The 22,864-nt window shown below is 69.2% G+C and carries 18 protein-coding genes and 1 tRNA gene; 11 read left to right on the forward strand and 8 right to left on the reverse strand.

The window, feature by feature from the left end; genetic code table 11:
* Window positions 1–41: 41 nt before the first annotated feature.
* Window positions 42–1,511 (forward strand): AMP nucleosidase, encoded by a 1,470-nt coding sequence (locus C882_RS01195; protein WP_009538698.1) that lies wholly within the window; start codon window positions 42–44, stop codon window positions 1,509–1,511.
* An 81-nt stretch (window positions 1,512–1,592) separates the two neighbouring features.
* On the opposite strand, the gene C882_RS01200 is transcribed toward C882_RS01195, so the two are convergent.
* A tRNA-Val gene (locus C882_RS01200) sits at window positions 1,593–1,667 on the reverse strand.
* Between the two features lie 81 nt (window positions 1,668–1,748).
* Complete coding sequence (gph, locus tag C882_RS01205) at window positions 1,749–2,468, reverse strand: phosphoglycolate phosphatase (protein ID WP_043642961.1); 720 nt, start codon at window positions 2,466–2,468, stop codon at window positions 1,749–1,751.
* Window positions 2,469–2,591: 123 nt separating this feature from the next.
* On the opposite strand from gph, the gene glmU reads away from it, so the two are divergent.
* The 4 genes from glmU (at window position 2,592) to gor (ending at window position 7,903) form a co-directional block, all read left to right on the forward strand.
* The gene (gene glmU / locus C882_RS01210) at window positions 2,592–3,959 is read left to right on the forward strand and encodes a bifunctional UDP-N-acetylglucosamine diphosphorylase/glucosamine-1-phosphate N-acetyltransferase GlmU (RefSeq protein WP_009538700.1); all 1,368 of its coding nucleotides are present in this window, start codon (window positions 2,592–2,594) and stop codon (window positions 3,957–3,959) included.
* Window positions 3,960–3,963: 4 nt separating this feature from the next.
* Window positions 3,964–5,793, forward strand: coding sequence for a glutamine--fructose-6-phosphate transaminase (isomerizing) (glmS, locus tag C882_RS01215; RefSeq protein ID WP_009538701.1), 1,830 nt, complete (start codon window positions 3,964–3,966; stop codon window positions 5,791–5,793).
* Window positions 5,794–5,994: 201 nt separating this feature from the next.
* On the forward strand, window positions 5,995–6,411 hold the full coding sequence (locus C882_RS22770; protein WP_009538702.1) for a hypothetical protein: 417 nt from the start codon (window positions 5,995–5,997) through the stop codon (window positions 6,409–6,411).
* Window positions 6,412–6,526: 115 nt separating this feature from the next.
* Window positions 6,527–7,903, forward strand: a complete 1,377-nt coding sequence (gene gor, locus C882_RS01225; RefSeq protein ID WP_009538703.1) for a glutathione-disulfide reductase — start codon at window positions 6,527–6,529, stop codon at window positions 7,901–7,903.
* Between the two features lie 126 nt (window positions 7,904–8,029).
* On the opposite strand, the gene C882_RS01230 is transcribed toward gor, so the two are convergent.
* Window positions 8,030–8,644: a uracil-DNA glycosylase family protein gene (locus C882_RS01230; protein WP_009538704.1), complete on the reverse strand. Its 615-nt coding sequence runs from the start codon at window positions 8,642–8,644 to the stop codon at window positions 8,030–8,032.
* Between the two features lie 35 nt (window positions 8,645–8,679).
* Window positions 8,680–9,420: a Sir2 family NAD+-dependent deacetylase gene (gene cobB / locus C882_RS01235; protein WP_009538705.1), complete on the reverse strand. Its 741-nt coding sequence runs from the start codon at window positions 9,418–9,420 to the stop codon at window positions 8,680–8,682.
* Window positions 9,421–9,531: 111 nt separating this feature from the next.
* Here cobB and C882_RS01240 point away from each other — a divergent pair, with 111 nt between their 5' ends.
* From C882_RS01240 to C882_RS01250, 3 genes are read left to right on the forward strand one after another with little or no spacing between them, the layout of a single operon-like run.
* Window positions 9,532–10,002, forward strand: a complete 471-nt coding sequence (locus C882_RS01240; protein WP_009538706.1) for a low molecular weight protein-tyrosine-phosphatase — start codon at window positions 9,532–9,534, stop codon at window positions 10,000–10,002.
* Window positions 10,003–10,059: 57 nt separating this feature from the next.
* Complete coding sequence (locus tag C882_RS01245) at window positions 10,060–10,932, forward strand: fructosamine kinase family protein (RefSeq protein WP_009538707.1); 873 nt, start codon at window positions 10,060–10,062, stop codon at window positions 10,930–10,932.
* A gap of 5 nt (window positions 10,933–10,937) precedes the next feature.
* The gene (locus tag C882_RS01250; protein WP_009538708.1) at window positions 10,938–11,585 is read left to right on the forward strand and encodes a class I SAM-dependent methyltransferase; all 648 of its coding nucleotides are present in this window, start codon (window positions 10,938–10,940) and stop codon (window positions 11,583–11,585) included.
* A 51-nt stretch (window positions 11,586–11,636) separates the two neighbouring features.
* Here C882_RS01250 and C882_RS22775 read toward each other — a convergent pair whose 3' ends face one another.
* The 3 genes from C882_RS22775 to C882_RS01265 form a co-directional block, all read right to left on the reverse strand.
* Complete coding sequence (locus C882_RS22775; protein WP_009538709.1) at window positions 11,637–14,819, reverse strand: EAL domain-containing protein; 3,183 nt, start codon at window positions 14,817–14,819, stop codon at window positions 11,637–11,639.
* 175 nt (window positions 14,820–14,994) lie between these two features.
* Entirely contained in the window at window positions 14,995–16,344 is a 1,350-nt protein-coding gene (gene gltX, locus C882_RS01260; RefSeq protein WP_009538710.1) for a glutamate--tRNA ligase, read from the reverse strand.
* A 75-nt stretch (window positions 16,345–16,419) separates the two neighbouring features.
* Window positions 16,420–18,093 carry an NAD+ synthase gene (locus C882_RS01265; protein ID WP_009538711.1) on the reverse strand — a complete coding sequence of 558 codons (1,674 nt, stop codon included), beginning with the start codon at window positions 18,091–18,093 and terminating at the stop codon, window positions 16,420–16,422.
* A gap of 204 nt (window positions 18,094–18,297) precedes the next feature.
* Here C882_RS01265 and C882_RS01270 point away from each other — a divergent pair, with 204 nt between their 5' ends.
* The gene (locus C882_RS01270; RefSeq protein WP_009538712.1) at window positions 18,298–19,113 is read left to right on the forward strand and encodes a hypothetical protein; all 816 of its coding nucleotides are present in this window, start codon (window positions 18,298–18,300) and stop codon (window positions 19,111–19,113) included.
* A gap of 4 nt (window positions 19,114–19,117) precedes the next feature.
* Here the strand turns inward: C882_RS01270 and C882_RS01275 are convergent, their stop codons facing one another.
* Window positions 19,118–20,395, reverse strand: coding sequence for a nucleotide sugar dehydrogenase (locus C882_RS01275; RefSeq protein WP_009538713.1), 1,278 nt, complete (start codon window positions 20,393–20,395; stop codon window positions 19,118–19,120).
* A gap of 318 nt (window positions 20,396–20,713) precedes the next feature.
* Between C882_RS01275 and C882_RS01280 the strand changes: the two genes are divergently transcribed.
* Window positions 20,714–21,091 carry a hypothetical protein gene (locus C882_RS01280; RefSeq protein WP_009538714.1) on the forward strand — a complete coding sequence of 126 codons (378 nt, stop codon included), beginning with the start codon at window positions 20,714–20,716 and terminating at the stop codon, window positions 21,089–21,091.
* Between the two features lie 170 nt (window positions 21,092–21,261).
* Window positions 21,262–22,857, forward strand: a complete 1,596-nt coding sequence (gene cimA / locus C882_RS01285) for a citramalate synthase (protein WP_043642800.1) — start codon at window positions 21,262–21,264, stop codon at window positions 22,855–22,857.
* The last annotated feature ends 7 nt before the right edge of the window (window positions 22,858–22,864 follow it).

Here is a 22,864-nt window from a genome sequence, read left to right on the forward strand (position 1 = left end):
TATTGAGGAAAGCCCGATCCACCGCCGGAGACCCCCGCTCCATGACCACCCCCTCCCGCCTGCTCGACACCATCCCCTGCGACGACCTGCACACCTGCGCCGGCCCCGACGAGGCCCTGGCCCGCATGGTCGACATCTACGAGACGGGCCTGGAAATGCTGCGGGAGGACTTCGACGCCTTCGCAGCCGGCCGGCTGCAGGGGCCGGCGCGGCGGGTGGTCTACCCCTACCTCTGCGCCGAGATCGCGCCCGAGGATCTGGCTGTGACCACCAGCATGGCCTTCGGCAAGGTCACCCAGGCGGGCCTCCATGGCACCACGGTGACCCAGCCGCGCCTGTTCGCCGACTACCTGATGGAGCAGATGCGCCTGCTGGCCGAGAACCACGGCGCCACCTTCCACGTCGGCCGCAGCCGGGTGCCCATCCCGCTGACCTTTGCGCTGGACAGGGCGACGGCCGAGGTCACGCCCGACCGCCGGGGCGCCCTGCGCCACGCCTTCGCCCTGCCCAACCTGGTGGATACCAACGACGACATCGCCGACGGCCGGCGCCCCGCCGCGACAGAGGCCATCACGCCGCTGTCCATGTTCCCGGCGGGGCGGACGGACTATTCGCTCCACCGCCTGCGGCACTACACGGCGACGGCGCCGGAGCACTTCCAGCACTTCGTTTTGTTCACGAATTATCAACGTTATGTCGACGAATTCGTGACGTTCGGGCGTCAGGCCGTGGAGGCGGGCGAGTACGAAAAACTGGTCGAGCCCGGCGACCGAATCACCTGGAAGGGTGCGGAGCCCGACAAGGCGCCCATCGCCAAGCCGCCGCAGATGCCGGCCTATCACCTGGTGCGCGAGGGGCGGACGGGCATTACGCTGGTCAACATCGGCGTCGGCCCCTCCAACGCCAAGACGGTGACCGACCACCTGGCGGTGCTGCGCTCCCATGTCTGGCTGATGATCGGCCACTGCGGGGGGCTGCGCGAGAGCCAGCGGTTGGGCGACTACGTGCTGGCCCATGCGTATCTTCGCGACGACCACGTGCTGGACCAGGTGCTGCCGACGGAAATCCCCCTGCCCACCATCGCCGAGGTGCAGGTCGCGCTCGCGCAAGGCGTGGAGGATGTGATGGGCCGCCGCGGCCGCGCGCTGAAGGAGCACCTGCGCACGGGCACGGTGGTCACCACCGACGACCGCAACTGGGAGCTGCGCATGGATACGCTGGCCCAGCGCTTCAACCAGTCCCGCGCCATCGCCATCGACATGGAAAGCGCCACCATCGCCGCCAACGGCTACCGCTTCCGGGTGCCCTACGGGACGCTGCTGTGCGTCTCCGACCGCCCGCTGCACGGCGAGATCAAGCTGCCCGGCATGGCGGATGCCTTCTACGAGCGCAGCGTCAGCCAGCACCTGCGCATTGGCATCCGCGCCCTGGAGATGCTGCGCGACGAGGCGCGGGCGACGACACTGCACTCGCGCAAGCTGCGCAGCTTCGACGAGCCGGCGTTCCGGTAGGGAAGGCACCACATACGACACGGGCGCCGGCTGAAATGCAGCGGCGCCCGGTGCGTGTCGGTCATATTTTTTGAGAGGAGATGGTGGGCGCGGTAGGGATTGAACCTACGACCCCACCCGTGTGAAGGGTGTGCTCTCCCGCTGAGCTACGCGCCCATCTCTCTCAGGTCCCGTCCGGTGAGGCCGTGGCCCCCGCCGTCGTGGGAGCCGCTATATAGGAAATCGCCGCGCCCCCTGTCAAACCTTTTTTTGCAGGTCCATGTCGGCGCCTGCGTCCACCAGGTCCAGCACCTGGTCGAAGTGGTCGATCAGGCGGTCGGCGCCCAGTGCTTCCACCGGGCCGCGGGGGTAGCCGTAGGTGACGCAGGCGCAAGGAACGCCCGCCGCGGCGGCCGCGCGCACGTCGTTGCGGCTGTCGCCGATGAACAGGGCGCCCCGCGCCGGAACGCCCATTTCTGCCAGCACCGCCAGCACCGGGCCGGCCTGGGGCTTGCGCTCCGGCGTGGAGCCGCCGCCGACGACGGCGGTGAAGAACCGCGCCAGGTCCAGCTCCTCCAGAAGCTTGAGCGTCGCCCCATGCGGCTTGTTGGTGCAGACCGCAAGGGGATGGCCGCGCGCCTTCAACGTCTCCAGCGTGGCTACGACGCCAGGGTAGGGTTGTGTCGCGCCCGCCGTTGCCGTCTCATAGATGGCGACGAAGCGCTCCGTCAGGCCGTCGAGGTCGTCTTCCGCCGCCGCCGCGCCGGTGTGCGCCCAGGCACGCTGGACCAGCACGCGGGCGCCGTCGCCGACCATGAAGGCCACGTCGTCCTCGGCCACCGCCGGCCGGTCGTGCTCGGCCAGCAGATGGTTCAGGGCGACGGTCAGGTCGGGGACGCTGTGCACCAGCGTGCCGTCAAGGTCGAAGATCAACGCAAGCGGCGCGCCGGATGCGGTGGGAGAGGAGATCGAAGGCATGTCCGTGTCCGTCATGATGGTCCGCAACAACCTGCAACAATGTTTGTTTTGGTGCAGGTTCGCCCCCTGTGGCATCTTCCGCCAAACCCGCCTGCACACCCGTTCTAACGTGTTTTCGAGCATATGAGCAAAACCAAAACTGCCGCCGTCGTGCTTGCCGCTGGCATGGGCACGCGCATGAAGTCCGCCCTTCCCAAGGTCATGCACCCGCTGACCGGGCGGCCCATGGTGAACCATCTGCTCTCCACGGTGGAGGCCCTGGGGGTGGACGAGGCCGTCGTGGTCGTCGGTCCCGGCATGGAGGCGGTCGGCCGCACCGTCGCGCCACACCCGACGGTGGAGCAGGCCGACCGGCTGGGCACCGCCCACGCCGTGATGCAGGCGCGTGGGGCTCTGGAAGGCTTCGACGGCGACGTGCTGGTGCTGTACGGCGACACGCCGCTCATCACGCCCGAGACCCTGTCGAAGATGCTGGAGGCGCGCCGCGGCCCGGCGCGTCCGGCGGTCGTGGTGCTGGGGTTCCGCCCCGACGATCCCGGTTCCTACGGCCGGCTGATGATGGATGGCGATAGCCTGGAGTCCATTGTCGAGGCCAAGGACGCGACGGCCGAGCAGCTGGCCGTGAGCCTGTGCAACTCCGGCGTCATGTGCGTCGACGGCGCGCGCCTGTTCGACCTGCTGGACCGGGTCGGCAACGACAACGCCAAGGGCGAGTACTACCTGACCGACATCGTCGCACTCGCCCGTGCCGACGGCCTGGCCTGCGCGGTGGTGGAGGGCGCCGAGGAGGAACTGCTGGGCGTCAACAGCCGCGCCGAACTGGCCGTGGCCGAGGCGGTGGCGCAAGCCCGCCTGCGCACGGCGGCCATGGACAATGGCGCGACGCTCATCGCGCCCGAAACGGTGTTCCTGTCCCACGACACGGTGATCGGCCGCGACGTGGTCATCCAGCCCCACGTCACATTCGGCCCCGGCGTGACCGTCGGCGACCACGTCGAGATCAAGGGCTTCTGCCACTTCGAGCAGTGCACGATCGCGGACGGGGCCACCGTCGGCCCCTACGCCCGCCTGCGCCCCGGCGCGGACGTGGGCGAGGGCGCGCACATCGGGAATTTCGTCGAGATCAAGAAGGCCGTCGTCGAGCCGGGCGCCAAGGTCAACCACCTGACCTACATCGGCGATGCCCGGGTGGGGGCCAAGGCCAACATCGGCGCGGGCACCATCACCTGCAACTACGACGGCTTCATGAAGTACAACACCGACATCGGCGCCGGTGCCTTCATCGGGTCGAACTCGGCCCTGGTGGCGCCGGTGAAGATCGGCGACGGCGCCATCGTCGCCGCCGGCTCGGTGGTGACCCGGGACGTCGAGCCCGACGCCCTGGCCGTCGCGCGCGGCAGGCAGGAGGCGCGCCCCGGCTGGGCCGGGCGCTTCCGCCAGCGCATGGCGGCGCTGAAAGCCGGCAAATCCAACGACAAGAAGGGAGCCTGAAGCCATGTGCGGGATCGTCGGTATCATCGGCCGCCAGGAGGTGGCGCCGCTGCTGGTGGACGGGCTGAAGCGCCTGGAGTACCGCGGCTACGACTCGGCGGGCATCGCCACGCTGGTCAACGGCTCCATCGACCGCCGCCGCGCCGAAGGCAAGATCGTCAACCTGGCCGATCGCATCGCCCAGAAGCCCATCGCCGGCACGGTGGGCATCGGCCACACCCGCTGGGCGACCCACGGCCGCCCCAACGAGGCCAACGCCCACCCGCATGCCTCGGCCAAGGTGGCGGTGGTGCACAACGGCATCATCGAGAACTTTCAGGAGCTGAAGGCCGAATTGCAGGAGCACGGCCACGGCTTCGAATCCGACACCGACACGGAAGTGGTCGTCCATCTTGTGCACTACCACCTCGACCAGGGCATGGAACCGGTGGAGGCCGTGCAGAAGGCCCTGAAGCGCCTGCACGGCGCGTTCGCCCTGGGCATCCTGATCGCCGGCCATCATGACCTGCTCATCGGGGCCCGCATGGGCAGCCCGCTGGCGGTCGGCTTCGGCGACGGCGAGATGTACCTGGGCTCCGACGCCCTGGCGCTGGCGCCGCTGACCCAGCGGCTGGCCTACCTGGAGGAAGGCGACATGGCCGTCCTCACGCTTGACGGCGCCACTTTCTACGACGTCGGCGACAACAAGGTGGAGCGCCAGGTGCGCCAGACGGCGCTGTCCGGCGCGCTCATCGGCAAGGGCGAGCATCGCCATTTCATGGCGAAGGAGATTTTCGAGCAGCCGCAGGTCATCGGCGACACCCTGAACGCCATGTACAACCCGGCGCGCGGCTCCATCACCCTGCCGGACCTGCCCTTCGACATGGCCGATGTGCCCAAGGTGACCATCGTCGCCTGCGGCACCAGCTATTACGCCGGGCTGGTGGGCAAGTACTGGATCGAGCGCACGGCGCGCGTGCCGGTGGAGATCGACGTCGCCAGCGAGTTCCGTTATCGCCGCCCCGTGTTGCAGGACGGCGGCGTGGCGCTGTTCATCAGCCAGTCGGGCGAGACGGCCGACACGCTGGCCGCACTGCGCCACTGCAAGGCCGAGGGACAGCGGATCGTCTCCGTCGTCAACTCGCCGGAAAGCTCCATGGCGCGCGAGAGCGACGTGGTGCTGCAGACCAACGCCGGCCCGGAAATCGGCGTGGCCTCCACCAAGGCCTTCACGACGCAGCTGACGGTTCTGGCCTGTTTCGCCATCGCGCTCGGCCGCGCCAAGGACACCCTGACCCCGGCGCGCGAGAAGGCCCTGGCGGCGGCGCTGGCGGAGGTGCCGGGCCGGGCGGCGGAGGTTCTGGCTCATGACGAGGCCATCCGCGACATCGCCCAGTTCGTCGCCGAGGCCCGCGACGTGCTCTACCTGGGGCGCGGCACGTCCTACGCCATCGCCCTGGAAGGCGCCTTGAAACTTAAGGAAATCAGCTACATCCACGCCGAGGGTTATGCGGCGGGCGAGATGAAGCACGGCCCGATCGCGCTGATCGACGAGTCCGTGCCGGTCATCGTCATCGCCCCGCACGACGAGGACGACCTGTTCGAGAAGACGGCGTCCAACGTGCAGGAAACGGTGGCGCGCGGCGGGCAGGTGATCTTCTTCTCCGACGCCAAGGGTGTGCTGCGGATGCAGGACACGGCCCTGCACGCCATTGCCATGCCCGAGGTCGACCCCTTCGTGGCGCCGATCCTCTATGCCATCCCGGTGCAGCTGCTGGCCTACCACACGGCGGTGCTGAAGGGCACCGACGTGGACCAGCCGCGCAACCTGGCCAAGAGCGTGACGGTGGAGTAGGGGCGGGGCGAAGCGGCCAGTCGCCGGGGCTGGCCGCGGGTCATGCTCCCCACGCCGTCTTCGGCGGCGGACGCCGGCAATGACAGCGGCGGTGGTGGCGACGCGTGACGGCTGTCGGCGGGGCGCCCCTCCGCCGCATCGCGCCTCGCCCGTGCCGCATTCCTCCTGTAGGGTCTTCCGCGAACCACCAAGAGGTCCGTCATGCGCCGCCGCCTTGTGCCCGTCATCGCCGTCGCCGTCCTGTTCCTGCTCGCCGCGCCCGTCGGTGCCGCAGAGGACCCCGAGGCCCTGGCCGCCTGCGGGACCGAGTTCGACCGGTGCACGGCCCGCTGCGAACTCTCCTACCGCGAGGACGCCGCCGCCAGGGCCGGATGCCAGGCCGCCTGCGCCGCCGACCGGGCGGTGTGCGAGGCCAAGGCGGGATACGAGGCCGCCAAGCCGTGGGTGGCCGAGCAGTTCCGCAACATGCAGCGCTTCTTCGAAGGCTTTTCGGAAAAGGGCGGGCAGGGGCCGCAGAGCCCTTCGCCCGGTGATCCCGACTTCACGCCGCTGCCCGAGCCTGAGCCCGAGCGCGAGGCAGGGCCGGACGACCCCGACGCACCGTACAAGGACATCTGATCCCGGCCCCGCGCCGCCCCATCTTGCACCGCACGCTTGCGCGTCCCACATCGGGCGCGCATTCTTTTTCCGGATTTCTTCCCTTTCAGTGACGCAGGAACGAGGACACACCGACATGGCGGAGTACGATTACGACCTGATCACCATCGGCGCGGGCTCGGGCGGCGTGCGGGCGACGCGCCTGGCCGGCGGTTCGGGCAGAAAGGTCGCCATCGTGGAAAGCTCGCGCGTCGGCGGCACCTGCGTCATGCGCGGCTGCGTGCCCAAGAAGCTGCTGGTCTACGGCGCCCACTTCGCCGAGGACTTCGAGGACGCCAAGGGCTACGGCTGGACCATCGAGGGCGCCCGCCACGACTGGCCGACGCTGATCGAGAACAAGCAGAAGGAACTGGAGCGGCTGGAGGGCATCTACAACCGCATCCTGCGCGACAACAACGTCGAGCTTCTGCGCGGCCGCGGCACGGTGGTCGACGCCCACACGGTGGCCGTCGACGGCAAGACCTACACGGCGGAAAAGATCCTCATCGCCGTGGGCGGCTGGCCCACCATGCCGGACATCCCGGGCATCGAGCACGCCATCACGTCGAACGAGGCGCTGGACCTGCCCGAGCTGCCCAAGCGCGTGACCATCGTCGGCGGCGGCTACATCGCCGTCGAGTTCGCCGGCATCTTCGCCGCCCTGGGGGCCGAGGTCACCCAGATCATCCGCAAGGACATGATCCTGCGCGGCTTCGACCACTCCATGCGGGCCGGCCTGCAGGAGGAGATGGAGAAGAAGGGCATCAAGATCCTGGCCGAAACCACGGTGCGCTCCATCGAGAAGACCGAATCCGGCGCCTACAACCTGCGCTTCGCCGGCGGTGACGAGCACGAGACCGACCTAGTGATGTACGCCACCGGGCGCGCGCCCAGTACCTCGGGCCTGGGGCTCGAGGAAGCGGGCGTGAAGTTGAATGACAAGGGTGCGGTGGTCGTCGACGACTACAACAAGACCAGCGTCGACAGCATCTATGCCATCGGCGACGTCACCGACCGGGTCAACCTGACGCCGGTTGCGCTGAACGAGGGTATCTGCTTCTTCGAGACGGTCTTCCGCGACAACCCGCGCAAGATGGACTACGAGAACATCGCCTCGGCCGTCTTCAGCCAGCCGCCCATCGGCTCGGTCGGGCTGACGGAAGAAGAAGCCCGCAAGCGCGGCAGGATCAAGGTGTTCCTCAGCCGCTTCAAGCCCATGAAGTACACCCTGTCGGGCCGCGACGAGCGATCGGTCATGAAGCTTCTGGTCGATGCCGAGACCGACCGCGTGGTCGGCGCCCACATGCTGGGCGTGGACGCGCCGGAGATCGTCCAGGGCATCGCCATCGCGCTGAAGTGCGGTGCCACCAAGGCGCAGTTCGACGCCACGGTCGGCATTCATCCGACGGCGGCGGAGGAGTTCGTCACCATGCGCGATCCCGTCCCGGAGCCGGACGCCGAGCACACCGAATAAGGCGCCGGCATGAAATGACGAAGGGGCCGCTCCCGGTGGGGCGGCCCCTTTTTCATGCAGCGTGCGCCGTGCGCCGTGGCGCAGGCGGCTGACGTCGGTAGTGGACCCCGGTTCTCGCCGGGGTGCCTAGAGGAGCCGTCCTACGCGCCGGCGCAGTTCGGGCACCACCTCTTCCTCGAACCAGGGGTTCTTGCGCAGCCAGGCGGTGTTGCGCCAGCTGGGGTGGGGCAGGGGGATCAGCCCGTCGGGCATGGCCCGCCAGTCGCGCACCGTCTCGGTCATGGAGCGGCGCTTGCGGGCGTCGCCCAGCCAGTAGGTCTGGGCGTGGATGCCGATCAAAAGCGTCAGTTCCACGGCCGGCAGCGCGGCGCGGAAGCGCTTCTGCCACAGCGGCGCGCACTCCGGGCGCGGCGGGGCGTCGCCGCCGTTCCTGTCGCGGCCGGGATAACACAGGCCCATGGGCACGATGGCGATGCGGCCCTCGTCGTAGAAGGTCTCGCGGTCGAGCGCCAGCCAGTCGCGCAGCCGGTCGCCCGAGCGGTCGTTCCAGGGGATGCCGGTCTCGTGCACGCGGGTGCCCGGCGCCTGCCCGATGATGAGCACGCGCGCGGTCTCGCTGGCGCGGAAGGTGGGGCGCGGACCCAGCGGCAGGACATGTGCGCACACCCGGCAGGCGGCGGCCTCGGCCTTCAGGGCGGCGAGGTCGGGGGCGGGAATGTCGTGGGAGGCAGTCGATGTCATGGCGGTGCGGATATGGGCCGTTGGGGGCCCCGGCGCTACTCCAGGGCCGCAGGTCCTTCGGCCAGCAGGCGGTCGACGAAGGCCGGCACCACTTCGGTCGCCGGACCGTAGTGCTGCTCGGCGAACAGGGTGGCGCCCTGGCTGGGCTCCAGGTTGAGTTCCACCGTCCGCCCGCCGGAGGTTTCCAGCACATGATGGACGAAGCCCGCCGCCGGATAGACGTTGCCCGACGTGCCCACCGACAGGAACAGGGCGCAGTCCTCCAGGGCCGCATAGATACGCTCCATGCCCAGCGGCATCTCGCCGAACCACACCACGTGCGGCCGCATGGCACCGGCCACGCCGCAGGTGGGACAGGCGCTGTCGCGGCCCAGGTCGCCGTCCCACACGGCGACGGCGCGGCAGCCTTCGCAGCGGACCTTCTTCAGTTCGCCGTGCATGTGCAGCACGTTCTTCGAGCCGCCGCGTTCATGCAGGTCGTCGATGTTCTGGGTGACCACCAGCACCTCGCCCGGCCACTCGCGCTCAAGCCTGGCCAGGGCTTCGTGGGCGGCGTTGGGCGACAGGGTCGGGTCGGCGAGCTGGGCGCGGCGGGCGTTGTAGAAGCCGTGCACCATGTCGGGATCGCGGGCGAAACCCTCGGGCGTCGCCACGTCCTCCAGGCTGACCTTGTTCCAGATGCCGTCGGCGCAGCGAAAGGTGTCCAGCCCCGATTCCTTGGAAATCCCGGCACCGGTCAGGATGACGATGGAGGGCTGGTCGGCGGTCTGGTGCATGGGGCTCGGGCTCCGGTCTTTGACGAGTGGCGGCGGCATGGTAAGCCATGGGAGCGCGAAGGCCAGTTTCTCGCGTCCCTTTCCGCCCCGGATTAAAGGAGGCCAACGGCCGTGTTCAAGGTTCTGTTCGTCTGCACCGGGAACATCTGCCGCTCTCCCACCGCCGAGGGCGTCTTCCGCGCCCTGGTGGAGCGCGAGGGCCTGTCCGACCGCATCCTGGCCGCCTCGGCCGGCGTGGCCGGCTATCATGTGGGCGAGGCGCCGGACCCGCGCTCGCAGGAGGCCGCCCTGGCGCGGGGCTACGACCTCTCGGCCCAGCGGGCGCGCCGCGTGGCCGTCGAGGACTTCCACGACTACGACATGGTGCTCGCCATGGACACGGGGCACTACCGCTCGCTGTCGCGCCTTGCCCCGCCGGACCTGAGCGACCGCCTGTCCATGTTCCTGGCCTGGGCCCCGCACCTGGGCATCGAGGACGTGCCCGACCCCTACTACGGCGAGGGCCGGGGGTTCGAGGACGTGCTGGACATGGTGGAGGCGGCGTCCCGGGGGCTTCTGGACCACATCCGCACCCGGCTCTGACGCGTTCCGGCCACGCGCATCCGCGTCAACCGGCCCACGGCAGAAAGGAGGCCGCCCATGGCATCCGACCGCCAAGACCTGTCCGACCGCATCGCCCGGGCCATCGGGCATGGCGTGCGGCGCCTGAGCCCGCTGTCGGGCGGCTGCGTCGGCGACGTGCTGCGCGCCGAGCTTGAGGACGGCGCCGCGCCCGTGGTGGTGAAGGTGGCCGACGATGCCGGCGGCGGCCTGGACATCGAGGGCTGGATGCTCCGATACCTGGCCGACACCAGCCGCCTGCCGGTGCCGGGCGTCCTGCACGCCGAGGCGGGGCTGCTGGTGATGGAGGAGATCCAGGCCGGCGGCGGCGGGATCTCGGCATCGTGTCAGGAGCACGCCGCCGACCTGCTGGCCGACCTGCATTCCGTCACCTGGGACGCCTTCGGGCTGGAGCGCGACACGCTGATCGGCGGGCTGCACCAGCCCAACCCGCGGGAGGCCTCGTGGCGCACGTTCTTCCGCGATCACCGGCTGCTCTACATGGCCGACGAGTCCCACCGCGCCGGCCGCCTGCCCGCCGACGTGCGCCGCAAGGTCGACACCCTGGCCGGCCGGCTCGACGACTGGATCGAGGAGCCGGATGCGCCGGCGCTGATCCATGGCGACATGTGGACGGGCAACGTTTTGTGCGACGGCGGTCGCATCGCCGGCTTCATCGACCCCGCCATCTATTACGGGGACGCCGAGATCGAGCTGGCGTTCTCCACCCTGTTCGGCACGTTCGGCGAGCCCTTCTTCCGCCGCTACCAGGAAAAGCGCCCCCTGCGGCCCGGCTTCTTCGAGGCCCGGCGGGATCTCTACAACCTGTATCCGCTGCTGGTGCACGTGCGGCTGTTCGGCGGGTCCTACGTCGGCAGCGTGTCGCGCACCCTCGACCGGTTCGTCGGGTGAGCGTCATGAACCAGCCCGAGACGCCGGAGACCGGGGAAGACCGCATCGCCCGCATCCAGTGGCTCTACACCCTGGCCGTCAAGCGCCACGGATGCGCGCCCAAGGGGGTGGGCTGGCGCGACCGGGCGGGGCAGCTTCTGCGCTTCGCCCAGCTGGTGCGGCTGATGGAAGGGGAGCCCCACGGCGCGTCCGTCACGGTCAACGACCTCGGATGCGGCTACGGCGCCCTGTTCCCCTTCCTGCTGACCCAGAAGGCGGTGCGGGTGCGCGGCTATGTGGGGTACGACATGACGCGGGCCATGGTGGCGCAGGCGCGGTCCGCCATCCGAGACCACCGGGCACGATTCCTGCTGTCGGACCGGGCGACGGTGATGGCGGATTACGGGTTCGCCTCGGGCACCTTCAATGTCCTGGCGGGCGGCGATGCAGACGCCTGGCGGGCCGAGGTGATCGCGCAGCTCAAGGCTTTCGCCGCCATGAACCGCAAGGGCTTCGCCTTCAACATGCTGGGCCTCGACCACCCGCGGCGCGACCAGCTGATGTTCTACACCGCGCCCGATGCCTTCCGTGATGCGTTCGAGGCCGCGGGCATGGAGGCCACCGTGCTGGACGGCTACATGCCCGGCGACTGGACCATGCTGGTGCGGTACTGATACCGGAAATGCCGCGCAAGGCTGCGGGTCGTCCGGACACAGCGTCGATCCCTATTTGGTCGCCACCGCCGCCCACAGGCCGCCTTCGTTTTCGCTGCCGTGGTCGTCGTTGGCCGACCGGCGGCGCTCCATCAGGTCGAAGAACTCCGACGTTGGCAGGGGCTTGGCGAACAGATAGCCCTGGCCGACATGGCAGCCGTTGTCGCGCAGGAACTCCCACTGCTCGTCCGTCTCGATGCCCTCGGCCACCAGCTTCATCTCCAGCGACCGCGCCATGCTGATGATGGCCTTGGTGATGGACATGTCGTCGATGCTGTCAGGGATGTCCTTCACGAAGCTGCGGTCGATCTTCAACTCGTCGATGGGGAAGCGCTTCAGGTAGCTGAGGGACGAATAGCCGGTCCCGAAGTCGTCGATGGACAGGGTGATGCCCAGGCCCTTCAGCGCCCACAGGGACTGGATGACCTCGTCGGCGTTCTCCACCAGCATGGACTCGGTCAGCTCCAGTTCCAGAAGCTCGGCGCTGACGCCCGTTTCCTCCAGGATGGCGGTGATCTTGCCCGCCAGTTCGGCCTCGCGGAACTGGCGGGCGGACAGGTTGACGCCGACGCGCACGGGCGGCAGCCCGGCGCGCATCCAGGTGTCCAACTGGCGCAGGGACTCGCGCAGGACCCATTCGCCGATGGGCACGATCAGGCCCGTTTCCTCGGCGACCGGAATGAACTCCACCGGCGAGACGAAGCCGAGCTCCTTGGAGAACCAGCGCAGCAGCGCCTCGCAGCCGACGATGTCGCCGCTGTCCAGGTCGATCTTGGCCTGATAGAAGACCTGCATCTCGCCGCGCTCCAGCGCCCGGCGCAGGCCGTTCTCGATCTGCAGCCGGCGCACCATGTCGTCGGACAGCTTCTCGGTATAGAACTGGAAGTTGTTGCGACCCTGCTTCTTGGCGAAGTTGACGGCCGTGTCGACGTTCTTCATCAGGTTGGCGATGTCCTCGGCGTTTTCCGGGTACATCACGATGCCGATGGAGCCCGAGGTGTAGATCTCGCGCCCGTCGATCTCGAAGGGGTCCGACAGCCGGTCCAGCAGCACCGTGGCCAGCGCCGAGGCCTCCTCGGGGCCGTCGACGCCGTCCAGGATGACCGTGAACTCGTCCCCCGACAGCCGCGCCACCGTGTCGTTCGGCCGCGCCTGTGCCTCCAGCCGGCGGCCGACGGCCTGCAGCACGCGGTCGCCCATGGGGTGGCCGAGGGTGTCGTTGATGTTCTTGAAGTGGTCGAGGTCCAGGAACAGAACCGCGACGTGCCGTCCGGCGGCGTCGGCGTCGCGCACGGCCTCGTCCAGGCGGGTCTGGAACAGGGCGCGGTTGGGCAGGCCCGTCAGGTGGTCGCGGGTCGCCAGATAGCGCAGCCGTTCTTCCTGGGCGCGGCGTTCGGTGATGTCGCGCAGCACGCCGATGAACAGGTGGCTCTCGCCGATCTTCAGGTCCGACAGGGCCAGCTCCACCGGGAAGACGGAGCCGTCCTTGCGGCGCCCCTCCACCACCCGGCCGACGCCCAGGACATGGGATTCGCCGGTCTGCTTGTAGCGGCGGATGTATTCGTCGTGGTGGGTGGCGTGCTCCTCGGACATGAGGATGTTGACCGACCGGCCCACCACCTCGGCCGCCTTGTAGCCGAAGATGCGCTCGGCGGCACGGTTGAAGGTTTCGATGATGCCGCGGTCGTCGATGATGACCAGCGCGTCGACCATGGTTTCCATGATCTTGCGCAGCCGTTCCTCGCGCTGGACGATGGCGCGGGTGGCGCGCTGGCGTTCGGTGACGTCGCGGGCGACCAGCATGACCGACCGCCCGCCGCCGGCGCTGTCGAAGGGCGTGGCCGCCACCTCGGCGTCCACCGTGGCGCCGTCGGCGCGCAGCATCTTCATGGGCACGCGGGTGCGCTCGCGCACCAGGATATCCAGCCCGTGCTCGACGATGGGGCGGTAGTGGCTGGCGACGAACTCGCGGAAGTGCCGGCCCACGGCCTCGTCCCCGGCCGCCAGGCCCAGCATGTCGGCGCCGGCGGGGTTGAGCATCTCCACGATGCCGTCGCGGCAGACCGCCACGCAGTCGGGCGCCAGATCGATCAGGTGGGCCGAGCCGCTCTCGCCCCGCCCCATGGCCTGCAGGCGGCTCATGTCGAGCATGCCGTCGACCACGTCCGACAGGGTCTCGGCGGCCTTGTGGATGCTGTCGACATAGCCCTTGTACTGCGGGTGGGGCAGGGGCCCGTGCATTTCCCCGGCCACCATTTCCGAGAACCCGCGGATGGTGTTCAGCGGCGTGCGCACCTCGTGGCTCAGCGCGCGCAGCAGGGCGGACTTTTCGGCATCCGCCTTTTCCGCCTTCTGCTTGGCGGCGCGCAGGGCGTCGGTCTGCTGGTGGGTGGCGGTGACGTCGGTGATGATGAGCGCCACCCCCTCCGCCACATGGGACGCCGAGATGCGCAGCCAGCGGGGCGGCTCCTCCGACGGCTCGCGGTCCTGCCCGCCGGTGCCGTCGGCGATGCCGGCGGCGTGGGGCAGGCGGACGGGCAGGTCGATGTCCAGGCCGATGGCCGTCTCGACCACGCCCAGAAGGTGCTCGCGCAGGCCCAGCGCCGCCAGCTCGGGCAGCCCCTCGCCGAGGCGCCGGCCGGCCAGCTCGCGCCCGTGCCGGCCCAGAACCTGCTCGCACGACGCATTGCACAGACGGAAGACGAAGTCCGCGGGAGGGCCGTCCCGCTCGCGGACGGTCTCCAGCACCAGCACCGCCGGCGCCATGCCGTTGAGCAGGCTTTCCACCAGCCCGTCGCCTGTATCGTGGCCGGCCAGAGTGGCGCGGCGCTCGATGGCGTAGGTAAGGCTGCGCGCCAGCCGGTCGCCGGTCAGGTCGGCCTTGACCAGATAATCCTGGGCGCCGGCGCGCAGGGCGTTGCGGGCGGTGCGGTCGTCATCCTCGGCGGTCAGCACCACCACGGGCACGCCGGGCGCCGCGGCGACAAGGGTGGAGACGGTGGCCGTGCCCTTGCTGTCCGGCAGGTTGAGGTCCAGCACCACGGCATCGACCTTGCGCGACGCGAGCTGGCGGCGCGCCTCGGCGACGCTGGTGGCGAGCACGGGCGTGAAGGCCGGCGCTTCGCGTCGGCCCAGCAGGGCGCGGACCAGTTCCGCGCATGTCTTGTCGTCTTCTACAATGAGGACGGTCGCCATGACCCCACTTCCCGCCGGTCGCGCCGACGCACCCCAGATCAAACGAATGACACAATAGCGTCACGAGGGAGGTAACCTCAAACGCTAATACGCCAAACGTGGAATGGATATCCTATCCGAATGGACGAGCGCCATAAATGCACCCGGCCGGATAGCGGGGATACGACGGGGGCGGTTATGCCGTTTCACCAGCCAGACGCGAGTCCGCGCGCGCCCGGCCGATGAGGGGCAGAAGGGGCTTGAGTTCAGGGCCATGAGCCAATCCGGTCAAGGCCTTGCGCAAGGGCATGAACAATCCCTTGCCCTTGCGGCCCGTCTCGGTTTTCACAACGGAGACGAACTGCGTCCAGGTTTCCGCATCCCAGGGTTCCGGGGGAAGCAGGGCACGGGCGGCGGCGATGAACTCCCGGTCCTCGTCCTCGATCACCGGCGCGACCGGGCCGGTTACCACCTTCCACCAGTCCCGGGCCTCGGCGAAGCGGGTGATGTTGGGGCGGATGGCGTGCCAGAACGGCTCTGCCGCATCCGTGGGGATGCCCAGCGCCACCAGGCGCGGCCCGGCGGCGCCGAAGGTCATCTCGTGCAGCAGGCGGGCGTTGATCTGGTCCAGGTCCGCCGGATCGAACCGGGCCGGCGCCCGGCCGAAGCGGGTGATGTCGAACTCCGCCGCCAAGTCGTGCGGGTTCTGGCGCGGCTCCACCGGATCGGCGGTCCCCAGGCGGGCGAGCAGGCTGGTCACCGCGCCCGGCTCCAGGCCGTCGTTGCGCAGCTCGGCCATGGACAGGCTGCCCAGGCGCTTGGACAGGCCCTTGCCCTCGGCGTCCACCAGCAGCGGCAGGTGGGAAAAGCGTGGCGGTTCGCCGCCCAGGGCGTGGAACATCTGGATCTGCACGGCGGTGTTGGTGACGTGGTCCTCGCCGCGCACCACGTCGGTGACCTCCATGGCGATGTCGTCCACCGCCGAGGGCAGCATGTACAGATACGTGCCGTCGGCGCGCTTGACCACGGGGTCGGAAATGCTGCCCATCTGGGTCTTGCTGGGGCCGCGCACGCCGTCGTTCCACGCCACCTCGCCGCCGTCGAGCAGGAAACGCCAGTGGGGCTTGCGGCCTTCCGCCTCGTGGCGGGCCTTTTCCTCGTCGCTGAGCGACAGGGCGGCGCGGTCGTAGACCGGCGGCCGGCCGCGGGCGCGCTGGCGGTTGCGCTTGTAGTCCAGTTCCTCCGGGGTTTCCCAGCAGGGATAGACGCGGCCCGCCTGCTTCAGGCGTTCGAAGGCGGCGTCATAGTCCGCCAGGCGGCCGGACTGGAAGGCTTCCTCGTCCCAGCCGAGCCCGAGCCACGCCAGGTCGCGTCGGATGCCGTCGACGTATTCGGGCTTGGAACGCTCCTGGTCGGTGTCGTCGAAGCGCAGCAGGAACGAGCCGCCGCTGCGGCGCGCCAGCAGCCAGTTGACCAGCGCGACGCGGATGTTGCCCACATGCAGCGCACCGGTGGGGCTGGGCGCGAAACGGACTCGGATGCTCATGGCGGGTCGGGTCTCTCTTTCTCTCACGGGCGGACGCGGGGCGCGGACCCCGTGTCCGGGACCCGCCCGCGGGCGTCACTTGTAACGGTTGGTGATGGGATAGCGCCGTTCGCGGCCGAACGCCATGCTTGTGATCTTCACGCCCGGCGGGGCCTGGCGGCGCTTGTATTCGGCGCGGTTGAGTAGGGTCCAGACCTTTTCCACCACCTCGGCGTCGAAGCCGTCCTCCACCAGCTCGCGCACGCCCTTCTGGTCCTCGTTCAGGCCGCGCAGGATGGCATCCAGCACGTCGTAGCCGGGCAGGCTGTCCTCGTCCTTCTGGTCGGGGCGCAACTCGGCGCTGGGCGGCTTGGAGATGACGCGGTCGGGCATCACCCGGCCCTCCGGCCCCAGCGCGCCCGCGGGCTTGTTCTCGTTGCGCCAGCGGCAGGCGGCGAAGACGTCCAGCTTGTAGACGTCCTTCAGCGGATTGAAGCCGCCGTTCATGTCGCCGTACAGCGTCGCGTAGCCGACGGACATCTCGGACTTGTTGCCGGTTGACAGCACCATGGGGCCGAACTTGTTGGACAGCGCCATGAGCACGATGCCGCGGGCGCGGGACTGGATGTTTTCTTCGGTGATGCCGACCTCGGTGCCCTCGAACACGCCTTCCAGCATGGTGTCGAAGGCCTCCATGGCGGGGCCGATGTTGATGATGTCGTATTCCACCCCCAGCGTCTCGGCGATGGCGGCAGCGTCCTCCAGGCTGTGCTGGCTGGTGTAGGGCGAGGGCATCATGACGCAGCGCACGCGGTCCTTGCCCAGCGCGTCCACGGCCACGGCGGCGGCCAACGCGCTGTCGATGCCGCCCGACAGGCCCAGGATGACGCCGGGAAAGCCGTTCTTGTTCACGTAATCGCGCGTGCCCAGCACCATGGCCTGATAGATGGCGGCGCAGCGGTCGTCGGGCGGTTCCACCCGCGCGCTGTCGGCGTTCCAGGTGCCGAAGCGCGCACTCTTCGTCCACACCGTCAGCAGGTCGTCCTCCGCCCAGGCGGCGGCGCGGCCGGCCAGCGCGTAGTCGGAATTGATGACGAAGCTCGCCCCGTCGAACACCAGTTCGTCCTGGCCGCCCACCTGATTGACGTAGATGAGCGGCAGGTGCGTTTCCTCCACCCGCGCGACCGCGTGGTTCAGGCGCACCTCGTGCTTGTCGACCTCGAACGGCGAGCCGTTGGGGATCACCAGGATCTCGGCCCCGTGCTCCTTGAGGTTCGCCGCCACGTCGGGGAACCACATGTCCTCGCACACCAGGATGCCGAGCCGCACGCCCTTGAAGTCCACGGGTTCGGGCAGCGGGCCGGGCGTGAACACGCGCTGTTCGTCGAAGACCCCGTAGTTGGGCAGGTGATGCTTGGCCCGCACCGCCTTGATCTCGCCGTCGCACAGCAGCAGCGCGGCGTTGACCACGCCCAGGTCCACCCGCCAGGGCGCGCCGACGATGAGCGCCGGGCCGTCCTTCGTGTCGGCGGCTAGAGCGGAGACGGCCTCCTCCACGCGGTCGAGGAAGGCGCGGCGGTAGACCAGGTCCTCGGGCGGGTAGCCGCACAGGCACAATTCCGGCCCCACCACCAGGTCGGCACCGGCGGCCTCGGCCCGCTCCAGGGCGTGCCGGAGCATGGCGGCGTTGCCGTCGATGTCGCCGACGGTGGGATTAAGCTGCGCGAGCAGGATGTTGAGGCGGTCTATGGGCGCGTCCGTGATCGTCATGAAGACCCCTGGAACAAGATGGAGCGAAGCTATGGGCGCGGCGTCATGCTGTCAACGCCGGGGCGGCGGCGGCGGATCGGTCTCGCGCGGGAGTGGCCGCCCGGGCCCGTCCGTCGGGGCCATGCCTTCCGGCCATGTCGCCAGGACGCCGGCGGCGCGGTAGACTGCGTGCAACAAGAATCATTTGCCAGGGAGACTTGCGCCATGCCCGCCGCGACCGCGCCCGCCACGCCCGCGCGTGAGCGGTCATGCCCGCTGGACATGAACCGCCGCCTGCTCATGGGTTTCATCGATCGCCTGCGGGCGGAGGGGCATCTGGCGCCCGTGCCGGGGGATTTCCCCGACGAGGACTATCTGCGCGGCTTGGCGGAAGCGTACCTGGCCGAGGTCGGTCCCTCGGCGGGCGCCGCGCCCAGCGAATGCCTGCGGCTGCATGACGCCGTGCTGTGGGAGGATCGCCGCCACCGCCCCTTCGAGCGCCTGCTGACGCGCCGATTCAGCCATCTTCTGCCCAAGCGGGCGGGAGACGAAGGCGGCCCGGCGCCCGACGCCCCCCTGTCGCGCCGCGCCATCCCGGGGTTGATGGCGGCGCTGTCCAAGATGGTCGGGCCGGCGACGCTGGAGGACGCCGCGCGGCGCACCGAGGCGCTGCTCGCCCGCCACCGAGAGGACCGGCTGGGCCTGGTGGACTGGCCGCAACTGACCGCCCAGCCCGAGGCCGAGGCGGTGCTGTGCGACGTGCTGATGGCGGCGGCGCGCCACTTCCAGGACGTCGGTCGTCGCCTGGACTGGCTGACGGAGGTGGTCAACAGCCACCTGCCGCCGCCCCTGCCGGAGGATCACGACCCCGCCTGGCGCTGCGATGCCGGGCGCACGCGGCTTCTGCTGCGCGCGTTGTATGACCCGCTGGCCGAACGGCTCGCAGACCCGGCGGCCAGCGGCGTTCTGCGCCGGCGCTTCGGCGACGTGGCCGTGACCGACGCTGCCCGCCTGCTGGACGCGCTGGAGCGCGCCGCTTGAGCGCCTACAGGCTCCAGACCTGCATCCCCTGGGGCAGCGGAGCGCCGCGCCACATGCCCTTGATGTCGGCGATCAGCCCGCCCGGCTTGACCAGCCGCTGGAAGGCATCGGCCGCCAGTGCCTTGTAAGGGGTGTGGGGAACGGCGCCGATCAGCGCGTCGTAGCCCGACAACTCGTCCAGGGACCGCTTCAGTTCGATCTGGTAGTAGCGCGCGGCCTCTTCGGTGTCGGCCATGGGATCGTGAACGTCCACCACATGGCCCTTGGCGCGCAGCTTGGCGATGATGTCCACCACGCGCGTGTTGCGCAGGTCGGGCACGTTTTCCTTGAAGGTCAGGCCCATGACGAGGACGCGGGCGTTCTCCTTGTCCGGGCCCATCAGGTCCATGACCCGATCGGCGATGTAGTGGCCCATGCTGTCGTTGACCTTGCGCCCCGACAGGATGATCTCGGGGTGGTGGCCCAGCTGGCTGGCGCATTCGGCCAGGTAGAACGGGTCGACGCCGATGCAGTGGCCGCCCACAAGGCCGGGCTGGAAGGGCAGGAAGTTCCACTTGGTGTTGGAGGCTGCCAGCACGTCCTGAATGGACAGGCCCATGCGCTGGAAGATCATGGTGATCTCGTTGATGAAGGCGATGTTGATGTCGCGCTGGGCGTTCTCGATCACCTTCGCCGCCTCGGCCGCCTTGATGCTGGCCGCCCGGAAGACGCCGCCCGTGGTCACCGTGCCGTAGACGCGCGCCAGTTGCTCCGTCACCTCGGGCGTCTGGCCGGCGATCACCTTGGTGATGCGGTCGACCGTGTGCTCGCGGTCGCCGGGGTTGATGCGCTCGGGGCTGTAGCCCAGGAAGAAGTCGGTGCCGCAGGTCAGGCCCGAGAACCGCTCCAGCAGCGGCCCGCACAGGTCCTCGGTCACGCCGGGATAGACGGTGCTTTCGAACACGACCGTCGCCCCCGGCGTCAGCACGTCGCCCACCGTCTTGCACGCCGCCTTCAGCGGCGACAGGTCGGGCTTGTTCCACTGGTCGACCGGCGTCGGCACCGTGACGATATAGACCGCGCAGCCCGCCATTTCGGCCGGGTCGGCGGTGCAGTGCAGGGCGGTGGCCGCCATGGCGTCGTCCTCGACCTCGCGCGTGCGGTCGTGGCCGGCACGAAGCTGGGCGATGCGGGCTTCGTCGATGTCGAACCCGACGGTGGGAAAATGGCGGGCGATGGCGACCGCCAGCGGCAGGCCCACGTAGCCAAGGCCGATGACGGAAATCTTCTCGGTGCCGGACATGCGAAGGCCCTCGCTGTTTAATCACTGCGTGGGTCTTGTCTAGCACGCCGGCGGGGGTCTCAATATTGACCCGGCTGCTTAACCCGCGCGGGCTAATCCGTGCGGAAGCATCTTATTCGCGCGCCGCCTATCCCTGTGGCGGCGCCCGGCGCCGCCCGGCGTTGCCCGGCGTCGTCGGCTGGAGGCTGCCGGCGGCATCTTTTACCCCTGGATTGTTTAGGGGGAAAGGAGGTAGAAAATCGTCTCGGACGGCGCCGAATGGGGGGAGAGGCGGCGCCCGCGCCGTTGCTCAAGACGCTCCCCGGGGAAAAGAGAACCATGAAGAAGCTGTTTGCGGCGACCGTGTGCGCCATGACGCTCGTGCTGGCTGCCTGCGGCGGTCCCTCCGACAGCGACGTGCAGGACGCCGTCCGTGCCGCCGTCGAGGCCGAGTTCAACGAGAATATGGAACTGGGGCAGGACCTCGGCCAGCTCATGTCCGGCGGCCGCAACACCCCCCTCCAGGCGCGCATGGCCGCCGAGCAGGAGAAGGCCCGGAAGATGCTCGACGGCATGGAGGTCGACGTGGGCAACGTGACCGAGAACAGCGACGGGACCTATACCGCCGTGGTGACCCTGACGTTCCCGGGCGGCGACACGAACACCGACACGGTGACGCTGATGGAAGGGGCCGAGGGCTGGGTGGTCAAGGAGTGAATATCGCGGGGCTGCATGGCGCGTGATGGGAACAACGGCCTCCGCTTGTCGCGGGGGCCGTTTTCCGTTTGGAGCCGGCTGCGCCGGCGGGACTTGGCAGGACCGCGCCGCTGGGGCATTCTGCGCACCCCTTGCAGCGCATTTTCGAATACAGTGGGACCATGGACCCGATGAGCGACGACACCCGCGTTTACATCTACGACAGCACGCTGCGCGACGGTGCGCAGACGCACGGCGTGGACTTTTCGGCCGCCGACAAGGCTGCCATCACGCGGGAACTGGACGCCATCGGCTTCGATTATGTGGAAGGCGGCTGGCCCGGCGCCAACCCCACCGACGACGCCTTCTTCCGAAGCCTGCCCGAGACCACGCGCGGGCGCATCGCCGCCTTCGGCATGACGCGCCGTGCCGGGCGTTCGGCCGACAATGATCCCGGTCTTCAGGCCGTCGTGCGGTCGGGCGCGCCGGTGGTCACCCTGGTGGGCAAGAGCTGGGACTTCCAGTGCGAGGTTGCGCTGGGCATCGAGCCGGCCGAGAACGTGCGGATGATCGCGGATTCCATCGCCCACGCCGCCACGGTGGCGGAAGAGGTGATGTTCGATGCAGAGCATTTCTTCGACGGCTACAAGGCCAACCCCGGCTTCGCGCTGGACTGCATCAAGGCCGCCCACGAAGCCGGCGCCCGCTGGGTGGTGCTGTGCGACACCAACGGCGGCACGCTGCCGCACGAGGTGTTCGACATCGTCTCCGAAGTGGTGAAGGTGGTGCCGGGTACGCATGTGGGCATCCACTGCCACAACGACACGGAAAACGCCGTCGCCAACAGCCTGGCCGCCGTCCGCGCCGGCGCCCGCCAGGTGCAGGGCACGCTGAACGGTCTGGGCGAGCGCTGCGGCAACGCCAACCTCATCACCATCATCCCGACGCTCATGCTCAAGATGGGCATGACGACCGGGCTGACCGACACCGACCTCAAGGGCCTGACGAAATTGTCGCGCTCCCTGGACGCGCGGCTCAACCGGGTGCCCAGCAAGGAAGCGGCCTATGTCGGCGAGCGGGCCTTCGCCCACAAAGGGGGACTGCACGTCTCCGCCGTCGCCAAGGACCCCAAGTGCTACGAGCACGTGGACCCCGACAGCATCGGCAACAAGCGCCTGATCCTGGTCTCCAACCAGGCGGGGCTGTCCAACATCCTCGCCCGCTTCGACGAGATCGGCATGGAGGTGGACCGCAAGGACCCGCGCCTCGCCCGCCTGATCGAGCTGGTGAAGGAGCGCGAGTTCCAGGGCTATGCCTACGACGGCGCCTGGGCCAGCTTCGAGCTTCTGGCCCGCCGGATGCTGGAGGACGTGCCCGAGTACTTCAAGGTGGACAGCTTCCGCGTCATCGACGAACGGCGCTGGAACGCCAAGGGCCAGCTCATCACCCTGTCGGAGGCCATCGCCAAGCTGACCGTGCAGGGCGAGCGCAACATGACGGTGGCCGAGGGCGACGGCCCCGTGAACGCCCTGGACGCCTGCCTGCGCAAGCTGCTGCTGCCCTACTATCCGCAGCTGTCCGACCTGCGGCTGGTGGACTTCAAGGTGCGCATCCTCAACCCCGAGGCCGCCACCGCCGCCGTCACCCGCGTCACCATTGAAAGCGCCGACGGATCGGGCGTGCGCTGGACCACGGTGGGTGTCTCGGAGAACCTGATCGACGCGTCGTTCGAGGCGCTGTCGGATTCCATCAACTTCAAGCTCCACCGCGACGGCGCGACCGTCTGAGCGGCTT

Origin of the sequence: Caenispirillum salinarum AK4 (assembly GCF_000315795.1) — a bacterium.
Lineage (GTDB): Bacteria > Pseudomonadota > Alphaproteobacteria > Rhodospirillales > Rhodospirillaceae > Caenispirillum > Caenispirillum salinarum.

What these genes read in the sequence shown, in the direction of transcription:
- C882_RS01245 (WP_009538707.1), top strand. Translation starts at nt 10,060, where the DNA reads ATGGCATCCGACCGCCAAGACCTGTCCGACCGCATCGCCCGGGCCATC.
- gltX (WP_009538710.1), bottom strand. Translation starts at nt 16,344, where the DNA reads ATGAGCATCCGAGTCCGTTTCGCGCCCAGCCCCACCGGTGCGCTGCAT.
- C882_RS01275 (WP_009538713.1), bottom strand. Translation starts at nt 20,395, where the DNA reads ATGTCCGGCACCGAGAAGATTTCCGTCATCGGCCTTGGCTACGTGGGC.
- C882_RS01195 (WP_009538698.1), top strand. Translation starts at nt 42, where the DNA reads ATGACCACCCCCTCCCGCCTGCTCGACACCATCCCCTGCGACGACCTG.
- C882_RS01250 (WP_009538708.1), top strand. Translation starts at nt 10,938, where the DNA reads ATGAACCAGCCCGAGACGCCGGAGACCGGGGAAGACCGCATCGCCCGC.
- cobB (WP_009538705.1), bottom strand. Translation starts at nt 9,420, where the DNA reads ATGCACCAGACCGCCGACCAGCCCTCCATCGTCATCCTGACCGGTGCC.
- C882_RS22775 (WP_009538709.1), bottom strand. Translation starts at nt 14,819, where the DNA reads ATGGCGACCGTCCTCATTGTAGAAGACGACAAGACATGCGCGGAACTG.
- glmS (WP_009538701.1), top strand. Translation starts at nt 3,964, where the DNA reads ATGTGCGGGATCGTCGGTATCATCGGCCGCCAGGAGGTGGCGCCGCTG.
- C882_RS01280 (WP_009538714.1), top strand. Translation starts at nt 20,714, where the DNA reads ATGAAGAAGCTGTTTGCGGCGACCGTGTGCGCCATGACGCTCGTGCTG.
- cimA (WP_043642800.1), top strand. Translation starts at nt 21,262, where the DNA reads ATGAGCGACGACACCCGCGTTTACATCTACGACAGCACGCTGCGCGAC.
- C882_RS01230 (WP_009538704.1), bottom strand. Translation starts at nt 8,644, where the DNA reads ATGACATCGACTGCCTCCCACGACATTCCCGCCCCCGACCTCGCCGCC.
- glmU (WP_009538700.1), top strand. Translation starts at nt 2,592, where the DNA reads ATGAGCAAAACCAAAACTGCCGCCGTCGTGCTTGCCGCTGGCATGGGC.
- gph (WP_043642961.1), bottom strand. Translation starts at nt 2,468, where the DNA reads ATGCCTTCGATCTCCTCTCCCACCGCATCCGGCGCGCCGCTTGCGTTG.
- C882_RS22770 (WP_009538702.1), top strand. Translation starts at nt 5,995, where the DNA reads ATGCGCCGCCGCCTTGTGCCCGTCATCGCCGTCGCCGTCCTGTTCCTG.
- C882_RS01270 (WP_009538712.1), top strand. Translation starts at nt 18,298, where the DNA reads ATGCCCGCCGCGACCGCGCCCGCCACGCCCGCGCGTGAGCGGTCATGC.
- gor (WP_009538703.1), top strand. Translation starts at nt 6,527, where the DNA reads ATGGCGGAGTACGATTACGACCTGATCACCATCGGCGCGGGCTCGGGC.
- C882_RS01265 (WP_009538711.1), bottom strand. Translation starts at nt 18,093, where the DNA reads ATGACGATCACGGACGCGCCCATAGACCGCCTCAACATCCTGCTCGCG.